This is a genomic window from Novipirellula artificiosorum (genome assembly GCF_007860135.1).
Lineage (GTDB): Bacteria > Planctomycetota > Planctomycetia > Pirellulales > Pirellulaceae > Novipirellula_A > Novipirellula_A artificiosorum.
Window position 1 is genome coordinate 1 of the sequence record NZ_SJPV01000033.1, and the last position, 9,108, is coordinate 9,108.

Genomic DNA, 9,108 nt, shown 5'->3' on the forward strand with positions numbered 1-9,108 from the left:
ATTGAGGTAGCAAGTAGTAGGAGAGTACGGGGGTCACTGTCATCGAAACCAGGAAAGACGCCAGAATGGAAACGATGTAAGCCAGACCGAGTGGTGAAAACAACCGACCTTCGACTCCCGACAACGCGAACAAAGGTAAGAACGCCAAGATGACAACGCCCGTTCCGAACAGAATTGAACTGCGAATCTCAAGGCTCGCGTCGTAAACGACGGCGAGCGAGGATTTTCGAGTCTTCATGTTCGAACTTGGATTGTCTTCTTCCCTAATCTTCGATCGCAAATCATTCATCGGCAATTTGTTGTTCTCTTGTAGTCGTCGGAAAATGTTCTCGACGTCCACGATCGCATCATCCACCAATTCACCCATCGCGACCGCGATGCCTCCAAGCGTCATCACGTTGATCGAAAGCTCGCTGCCGGTCATCCAGCCGATCAACCGAAAAACGATTGTGGTCAGCACCAACGAGAGCGGAATCGCAGTCAAGGTGATAAACGTCGTGCGGAAATTCAGTAAAAACAGAAACAGAACGATGACCACCAATACTGCTCCGATTGCGATCGCCTCGGCAACATTGAAGATCCCTCGATCAATGAAATTTCTAAGCTGGAATAGTTCCGCGTTGACGACAACATCTGCGGGAAGTGACGATTCGACTTCCGTAAACGCTTCAACGACTCGATCGGTCAAATCTCGTGTATCCACATGCGGTTGTTTGACGACCGTGAAGACGATCCCCATGCGACCATTGACGCTGCCGTCGCCGCGTTTGAACTGTGAGCCTTCGGTGACACGAGCCACTTGCTCCAATAAGACCGGACGGCGAGGATGGTTGCGAACGGGTATCTTTCTTAAATCGTCAAGGACCACGCGAGCGTCCGGTCCGAGCCGCCCGAGAATGCGAATTGGGCGCTCGGTTTCACCTGTGACGGCAAAACCACCGCTGGTATTGATGTTACTTTCACGGAGTGCTCGCTCGACGTCTTGCAGAGTGACGTTGTACTCCAGAAGTGCGGTGGGGTTGATCAGTATTTGATATTGTTTCCGATCGCCACCTTGCATAAAGACTTCTGCAATGCCGGTTGTCTTCAGTAGTCGAGGCCGAATGACCCAATCGGTGACCGTTCTCAGTTCACGGTGTTGGCGATCGGAGGAAAAGAACGTCGTGGAGTAGTCGGCGCCAGCGATGATCAGCGTCGCGTGTGCCGAATCCACAATGGAGTTGGCTGAAGCGGGTGGATCGCCGTCACTCCAATGAACATCGTCGACAACCACGCTTTGCCAGGTCTCAGGGGCATGTCGGTCGACAGCTTTCCACGCCAGCACTCGTCCATTTTTACTTCTGTCGAAAACCAGCTCGGCCATCATTTGAGTCTTGTCAATCGGAGCCAATTGGCCGCCTGTCGGACCCCTTTGACGATAAATCCCCGCGACAACGATCTGTCCCATGATCGAAGCGGGCGGTGTCATCTGGGGCCGGATCTCCGCTGGCAGGATTCCTTCGAGTGCCGCCAATCGCTCCTGAACGGTTTGTCTCGCGGCGCGAATCTCCGTTTTCCAATCGAACTCGATGTAGATGACATTCAAGCCGGCTGTGGTCTGACTGCGAACCGCTTGCACGCCGTTTGCGCCAAGCAACGCAATTTCAATCGGCTGTGTGACAAGTGTTTCCACTTCCTCAGTCGCCAGTCCCGGACACTCGGTAATCAGGACAACACGCGGTCGATCGAGGTCAGGAAAAACATCAATAGGAAGTTCCGTCGCCAGATAGCTGCCGTAGACCAGCAAAAGTAGGCTGACCACAACAACCAACGAGCGGTAGCGGAGCGATAGTCTAATTATGGAATTGAGCATTTGTTAGTCGAAACTTATTCCGACTCCTTTGCATTGGGATCAAGAATGGTCGCGTTGAATAACGGAACAAGCTCCGTTCTACGCCTAGTGTGCCGCGTGGCTGGTTCCGTCGGCGTGGACATGAACGCCTGGCTGTTGGCCGCTAGCGGATTGAGCTTTCAACACTCGGTTCAACGATGCGGCTCCACTCTGGGCTAAATAGCTAGCCACCGGTACGCTGCCATCGTTGTGAATCACGACTGATTGACGATCTTCGTACAATACATGGACCGGCAATCGTTTGAACAAGTCTCCATTCTGGCGAAACACATAGGACTCTGGCCCTTCGTGAACAACCGCCTCGGCAGGCAGCACCAACACGTCCTCATACAGCTCAACCGGAACGTGTAGCCTCGTCCTCTGGCCTGGCCGAAAACGCCAGACAAGAAAGGTCTCACCGTTTTGCTCGTACGAACGACTTTGATTGATCAACGGGATGAAAAAGTCGAACGTACGACTCGCTGAGTCGATTGAGTTCGCCATGTGCCGTAGATGAAGCGGTTGCTCAAGATCTGGCCAGTGCTCGTTCACATCCTCAGCAAATTCAACGTCAATCGATCGTTGCTCCTGTGCAACCTTTTCCAAGTACGGTGCCTCGCGTTTGAATGCATGACCAACAATGTAAAGTGCTCCATGGTTGGATAGTTTTCCCAGCAATTGTCCCGCTTGAACTTGTTGCCCAAGCTCAACGCTCAACTCTTGAACCTCATATGCAATAGCTACTTTCGAGCCAGTGCCAGCGGAATCCGTAAAGCTCGCTTGCTGGAAGGGATTCTGTTGCGGGCTTTCCAGCCAAGCTTGCTGCGGCAACGCCGGTGGAGCAGTCACTTCGATTGTCGAAACGAAGTTTCCGCCAGCGACTTGTTGGACTTGCTGAGGACTAAGCCCACGAGTCAATAAGTCCTGCTGATGCGATTGAATCAACGTCGTTTGCCGGGCCAGTTGATTACGAAGCTCAATCAGTCGACTCTCGGCCACTGCACCACTCCGAGTTGCGTCCGCAAGGCGGGCGATTTGCTGTTGAACGAGTTCGATTTCTCGGGTTGCTTGAAACAGTTCGGACTGAGTGTTTTGAAGGTATTCGCTAAACAGCCGAAGTGTGAACAGTGGTTCGCCAGGTCGCATCGTATCACCGGGGAATGCATGGATCTGCGTCACGATGCCAACCGCTGGTGAAGTCACTCCACGATCCGAAAGGCCTGGACGATCAGCGATCTCACCTGGAATCAAAATGGTTCGCCAATACGATTGCGGGCGTACCGCTTTGGCTACCAATCCAAGGTTTTTCCGTGCCTGAGCGCTGATTTCCAAGATGGTCTGCTTTTCTGGAGCACTGTCCGTTGTTTTGGTAGACGCTGTTGCCGTGGGCTCATTGGATAGACTGAACAATCGATCGCGGAATAGCCACATTGCGGCAATAGCAAGGACAACGACAACCGGGCCAATGAGGCTTTTCAATCGAGACTTCATATTTTGCTTGTTTTGATGATGTTGGACGAATGTGTAGCGGTGCTTCCAGCAGCCGTGGATTTGCCGCCATAGCATAAAGGCAGCAGAAAACGATCTCTTAACTGAAGGAATCGCTCGAATTCCGTGCGCGCAGGATCATTCACGAGATCCAACAATGGGGCATCGAGCACCGTTAAACACGCAAGAAAGCCGGAATGAATTCCAACCGTGGCCGCTATAAGCGTAAAGAAGCGACGAGAAGATAGATCGGTATCGGCGAGCACCGATCGGGCGGATCGCTTATCCGCGAACAAGTACGCAGATCACCAACGACCATGGTAAAAGGCAGCGGCAAATCCAACATCGTCAACCAATCAGATTGCGTTGCCACAACCGCTCGGTTAGTCGAAAAAGTCGACGCTGCCACGTAAATAGCATCATGATCATGGTTAGATGAGTGGAGATTTTCACCTAATCCTGCCAACGAAACCACCTCAGCATCGTGCTGATGGCCATGCTCGAGGGCGTCATCATGATGTGAGTGCGCAAGGTGGAAGTGAGGTCGCAAAGAATGATCGTCCGGTTCGACCACAGCACTCCCTGCATGCGAATGAGGCAAAGCTTGCCCCAGCAAGAACATGGGAATCAGGAGGAATGAAACAAATCGGTTCATGAGGTTTAGCATATTGAACAGTCTTTAGATCTGCAATAGGAAAACGGTTGCCGAACATGATCATATGGACATTGTTACAACGTAATCACGGTTGAAATCACGGTTGAAATCACGTGGCTGAAAGTTCGATCCTCTTCTTTGAATCCACCGGCATGCTTAACCTAATCAAGATTTGATGCTCTTCCGTGCGAGACTTGGCTTGGGCAACCGCAGTTCGCTGGATCGTTCAGTAGTGAACGGTCCATGTTCACACGGAAACATGCGAGCACTGTCTTCCTTTGCAGAACCGCATTAATCGCCAAATGCTCTACGCGGGTTTGCGTGAGGTCACGACGAGGGCCAACGTGGTGTACGCTGACGCCGGCGTAGGTAAGGGCCGTTCTCCACGCACCGAACTCGTCGCACGCGGCGGCGGCGTGGAGCAGTTCATCGTCACGGCGGACGTCAACGACGAAGCCCACCTTTTGTGCGGCCTCCTTCAGAATGAAGGCATCGAGGCACGAGTTGTCGGTGACCATATCCGCAGTGTGCTCGGCCACCTTGACATTGGCGCGGTTGCACCGAGGATTCTCGTTCCGCCAGACCGCTATGAAGAAGCCCGCAAAACTGTGCTTGCACATGAGGCGAGGCATGAATCGAGTAGCAAATCGGCAGAACAATGGGAGCGTACTCACTGCGGCGAACTGAATGAACCGAGGTCTGGCGTCTGTTGGAAGTGCCAAACCGAACACGTTTATCCAGCCGAATGATCAAACCGCATCGGTGAGCCAAACAACTTCGGTGTACAAGAAAATGCGGAAGTCCGGCAGAGTTTATTCTACCAGCGGAGTGTCTTGAATGCCGCGACCGTAACTAGCTCAATTCTAATACCGCTTCAATACCGAACCGATGAACGCATTTACTTCATTCGCGTGAGTCAGTGAAATGACGTGACCACCACCAGCAACGATTTGCGTTGGCGATATGTGACGAATTGGTAGCACCATGTCGCGGTCACCGTGAATGTGATAGATGGGGCAGTCAACTCGCGGCGTGGAATCCCAATCGAGGATTCGCGATAGCGACCACTTAAATACTTTCGAATCGCTGTGACGGAATTGGCGGGCCAGTCCGCCGAGGTGTGGAAACCAACGGCCAACCATCTTCGATCCAATCGGCACACAGGCGATCTGCATCAGCCGGACAGGTAGCAGGGAAACGAGTGGTTGCAAGCGACGAGACCACTTTGCTGATCGGGGCAATTCGTCTGATGAGCGAACACTGCCAATCAGAATAACCGCCAACGGATCAAGGTGCTTGGCAACATGCAACGCCACGATCCCACCGAACGACGCGCCACCAATCACCGCTGGTCCGAACTGCCCTAACTCGCCGGCCAATCGTTCGCTGTAACTGTCAAGCGTATCATCTGATTCAGGAACCGGCCAACTCGGTACGATCAGGTTCTCGAACGCGAGCGACTGTGGAGCAAAGACTTCGCGATCCGCTGCAAGTCCTGAAAACAGAATCAGTGGCGTTGAATTACCGTGCATCGCCTACATCAGTCCTTCTCAATTCCGAAACCACCAATGAATGATCACTGCCGTCGCGTTTTATGATTTTTGACATCGTGGATTGGTTCTCGCATGGGACGAATCGTTCGCTACTCAGTATACTCATTCGTACCAGCCGCAATGAAGGCTTCCATCGCACAACTAAATCACTTGTTCGCTGCTGATGCCGAATCCTTATCGTCCGACGGAAAGCTTACCTTTCAATACTCCTGCCCCGCGCAGCACACTTTGCTTTTTTGTAGTCGGCGCGATTTTGCTGATCACGACCGCAATCGTTTCTGTCCCCGCAGTGTTCCTACTGAACCAAGATTGGCAAATCATCCCAACCAACACTACGCTGAGCAGTCTTGAAATCAACGGTCGACCACTCGAATTTGAAAGCGTGATTCAAGTATCAGTGGCGGCAGGATTGTTTAGCTTCGCGATCGCGATGGGATGCTTGCTTGTGGGAGTTCGAAATCAGCGTCACAATAGTCGTCTTAAGGCACAAGTATGCGATTGAATCCTCTGCCAACCAGGAGCAGCCAACTTCAATGACAACTGACCATTCGCTCGGCAACGGTGTTTACTACGACATCAATGATTACCCCGGGTTCTTGCGACGATTGGCAGTCTTCATGATCGATTCACTCGTTTTGGTAGTGATCGGAATCCTATTGTGGATGGTGATCGCTTCGTTTTCCATAGCCAACAACGCGCCCTATGATCCGAGTGGTATTTTCTACCTGGTCTGGATCGTTGCAGTGTGGATCTATTTGGTTCCGCTGAAACGCTCGCGAGTGCGTACGATCGCTTATCGTTTATTGAGCCTGAAAATCGTGACGACTCGAGGCGAACGCCCGTCGTTGTTTACGATGACGTTTCGAATGCTGATGTGGATGTTTGGCCCGTTTAACCTCGTAATCGACTTGATTTGGCTGGGTGCGGACACCGAACAACAATCGCTTCGTGACTGTTACGTCGGCACCTATGTCGTGCGGAACACAGCCGAACCGATTGGCGAAGGGCCAATGCATCTGACTCGCTACAACGCCGCAGGTTTTTCGATTTCCTATCCTCGCGCCGGTCGCCAACAGTCAGCGCCGCAATGAGTCACAACGAGAGAGAGTAGGAACACACTCTTGATCGCATCAAAGGGCCACTCTGTCCAACTTGCGGGCGAGCGGGTCCATCAGTCGACTTTAGAATAGGATCGCCCAGGTTCCCACGATCGATGACCCAGGAACTGCTTCACTCGGTCACCCAACGATATGCCGCAAAGCTGTTGCAATGCTCCATTGCCTGCGTCCGAGTAAACTGCCAATCTGCAATACTTACGTGACAGGCCACGATTCTCAGTGATGCTAGCGTCCAGGGTTGGGAGCAAAAGTTGACAAAACGAGAGATCGATCAAAAGGAGGCAATCATGATTGTCATTGAACACTTTGGTGACATTCTGCCAGGCACAAAGTGTTCCGCCGTGTTCTTTGACACGGCGAGGATTCGCCGGGAAAAGGAATTCTACGCGAAATTGTGCAGCGAGAACGGTGTGCATGATCTGGCAATCCTTCAAGCGATGGTGTCAGCGAATGTGCCCGACGACCCCTATTGGTTGGTCTCCCTGAAATCCGGCGATGGTGCGCTGGGCGATGCCACTCGCCTACACAGGGTGGACGACCGAACAGGAAAAATACTCGCCGATCCGACTTAAGAACCAAATGGATAACCGACTCCTGCCAATCGGCTGAGAGACACATGAAAGCTGCTACGATAAGCCAGTTGAAGAAGGAACTCGTCAAATTAGATCACGACGATTTTCTGGACGTCTGTGTTCGAATGGCCAAGTTCAAAGTCGAGAGCAAGGAGTTGTTGACGTACTTGCTGATGAAGGCCGACGACGAGATCGGATATGCCGAGGAACTCTGCGACGAGATCGACGAGCAGCTGAGCACACCCGGCAAGATTCACAAAAAGACGCTTCGCAGAGTCGTCCGCTGGATGGACAAGTCGCTGCGGTTTTCCGGCGACAAAGAGACCGAACTTCGAGTGCGGATTCACTTTTGTCGACGGATCAAAGACAAGCGAATCAGCTTTGGCGGCTGCCGCGTCAGTGGGAACATGTACGCGACGCAACTCAAGAAAATCGACAAGGCGATCGACAAGGTGCATCCCGATTTGCAGTTCGATTACAACCACCAACTCTCGGGACTGTGAAGCCGCCGGTGTCGGTCAGTCGCTGCGACGTGCTCGATCCCAAACGCTGCCCATGTCGCTGGCTTCTTCGGCGGCGGCCTTCTTGGCCTTTCGCTCGTCGAAGCTGATCGAGTCGAGGTACAGCCGCTCGACCTTCGCCCGCGCCCAGTCGGTCCTGCGAAGAAATTTCAGGCTGCTGTTGATGCTGGGCTCGTAGTTGAAGCAATCGATGTTGATCCGCTGCCCCAATCGCTCCCATCCATACTCCGCGACCAAGTATTCCAGGATCGCCTTGAGCGTGACGCCGTGCAGCGGATTGTTGGGCTGGGGTTGATTCATGGCAATCTCGAGGGCACTCGGCCCCGCCGGGACGTCGTTGACTCGCAGAGGACGTTTGTTTTTTGAGAGTTCTCTTTCGATCTCTCAAATGGGAACGGGCTGTTAATTATTTGTCGCTGTTAATCAGAGAGTTTGAGAGTTTGGGGCGAGAATTTTCGTAGAACGGATGAGAACGGGCGGTTCCGTTTCGATCTCCGAGTGAGATTTCTCGAACCCGAGAGGTTTTTGAGATCGGCGAGAACTTGCAAAACACCGCAAAAAACGGGGGCAGAAACGAAAAAAGCCCGGGCGAGCGTTCTCGCTTCCGGGCGTTAATTAGTGTGTCGATCAGTACGATACTTTTCGACGAGCTCCCCGAACCCAACGCTCTCCGGAACAAGTCTCGGTTGGAGAAACTCGGTAAACGCTTACTTGCCAAGGGATTACAGCAAGTCCGTCCGGTTCGGTCAAGACTGTTTGCGATCCAGACGGTCGCGAACTTTTCAATGTTGAGTTAACAGCGGTGTGTTAACTAGAGGTCATTTTGTCCGCCGCGAAAGACAAATCCACTTCCGGTTAACAGCAGGGAGTCGATTCGCGTCAGGTTCGGTCGCGGAGTCGCTGCTGGTAGGTGGTTTCTAGTTGCCCCAACTGATCGAGCGAAAGTCCCGCAAGATCCGAGTCCGACGGATCGGTTTCGCCGACGATGTCCCGTAACATTTTGACCACGCGAAGTCGCTCCTCGAGCTTTCCGTCGAGCTTTCCGTCAAGCTTCGCCTGCTCGGTTCGCGCCCATTCGTCGCGCTCAGCCTTGAGTCGGTCTTCGTAGTGTTGGCGTTCTTCTGGGTTCTTGGCGATCATTTCTAACACTCCTACAGCTTCGGTGAACACTGCACCTGGCAACCGGCGGGCCAGTTGCTCGGCGGTTTGGTTTGCCGCCTCACGGAAAAAATACAACCACTGCTCGATCGGATCGATGATAGGCTTATTATCGCCTGGAATCACGTACTTGCAAAACGACAACAACGGTCTTATGACCATCGACTGCGCCA

10 protein-coding genes are annotated in these 9,108 nt (G+C 52.7%); 4 read left to right on the top strand and 6 right to left on the bottom strand.

Annotated features, from left to right (window positions below):
• From Poly41_RS32810 to Poly41_RS32820, 3 genes are all read right to left on the bottom strand, one after another.
• A partial coding sequence (locus tag Poly41_RS32810; protein ID WP_146531602.1) for an efflux RND transporter permease subunit occupies positions 1-1,852 on the bottom strand: 1,852 nt, incomplete at its 3' end.
• A gap of 84 nt (positions 1,853-1,936) precedes the next feature.
• Entirely contained in the window at positions 1,937-3,349 is a 1,413-nt protein-coding gene (locus Poly41_RS32815) for an efflux RND transporter periplasmic adaptor subunit (RefSeq protein ID WP_231616139.1), read from the bottom strand.
• A 226-nt stretch (positions 3,350-3,575) separates the two neighbouring features.
• Positions 3,576-4,013, bottom strand: a complete 438-nt coding sequence (locus Poly41_RS32820) for a hypothetical protein (protein WP_146531604.1) — start codon at positions 4,011-4,013, stop codon at positions 3,576-3,578.
• A 302-nt stretch (positions 4,014-4,315) separates the two neighbouring features.
• Here Poly41_RS32820 and Poly41_RS32825 point away from each other — a divergent pair, with 302 nt between their 5' ends.
• A complete protein-coding gene (locus Poly41_RS32825; RefSeq protein WP_231616140.1) occupies positions 4,316-4,762 on the top strand; it encodes a putative signal transducing protein in 447 nt (148 codons plus the stop codon).
• A 114-nt stretch (positions 4,763-4,876) separates the two neighbouring features.
• Here the strand turns inward: Poly41_RS32825 and Poly41_RS32830 are convergent, their stop codons facing one another.
• Complete coding sequence (locus Poly41_RS32830) at positions 4,877-5,545, bottom strand: alpha/beta fold hydrolase (protein WP_146531606.1); 669 nt, start codon at positions 5,543-5,545, stop codon at positions 4,877-4,879.
• A 554-nt stretch (positions 5,546-6,099) separates the two neighbouring features.
• Here Poly41_RS32830 and Poly41_RS32835 point away from each other — a divergent pair.
• The 3 genes from Poly41_RS32835 to Poly41_RS32845 all read left to right on the top strand — a co-directional run bounded on the left by Poly41_RS32835 (position 6,100) and on the right by Poly41_RS32845 (position 7,759).
• A complete protein-coding gene (locus Poly41_RS32835; RefSeq protein WP_146531607.1) occupies positions 6,100-6,657 on the top strand; it encodes an RDD family protein in 558 nt (185 codons plus the stop codon).
• 314 nt (positions 6,658-6,971) lie between these two features.
• Positions 6,972-7,256, top strand: a complete 285-nt coding sequence (locus Poly41_RS32840; protein ID WP_231616141.1) for a hypothetical protein — start codon at positions 6,972-6,974, stop codon at positions 7,254-7,256.
• Between the two features lie 44 nt (positions 7,257-7,300).
• Entirely contained in the window at positions 7,301-7,759 is a 459-nt protein-coding gene (locus Poly41_RS32845) for a hypothetical protein (RefSeq protein ID WP_146531609.1), read from the top strand.
• A 15-nt stretch (positions 7,760-7,774) separates the two neighbouring features.
• On the opposite strand, the gene Poly41_RS32850 is transcribed toward Poly41_RS32845, so the two are convergent.
• Together Poly41_RS32850 and Poly41_RS32855 are read right to left on the bottom strand one after the other, a co-directional pair.
• Complete coding sequence (locus Poly41_RS32850) at positions 7,775-8,077, bottom strand: VF530 family protein (RefSeq protein WP_146531610.1); 303 nt, start codon at positions 8,075-8,077, stop codon at positions 7,775-7,777.
• A gap of 579 nt (positions 8,078-8,656) precedes the next feature.
• A partial coding sequence (locus Poly41_RS32855) for an Rpn family recombination-promoting nuclease/putative transposase (protein WP_231616142.1) occupies positions 8,657-9,108 on the bottom strand: 452 nt, incomplete at its 5' end.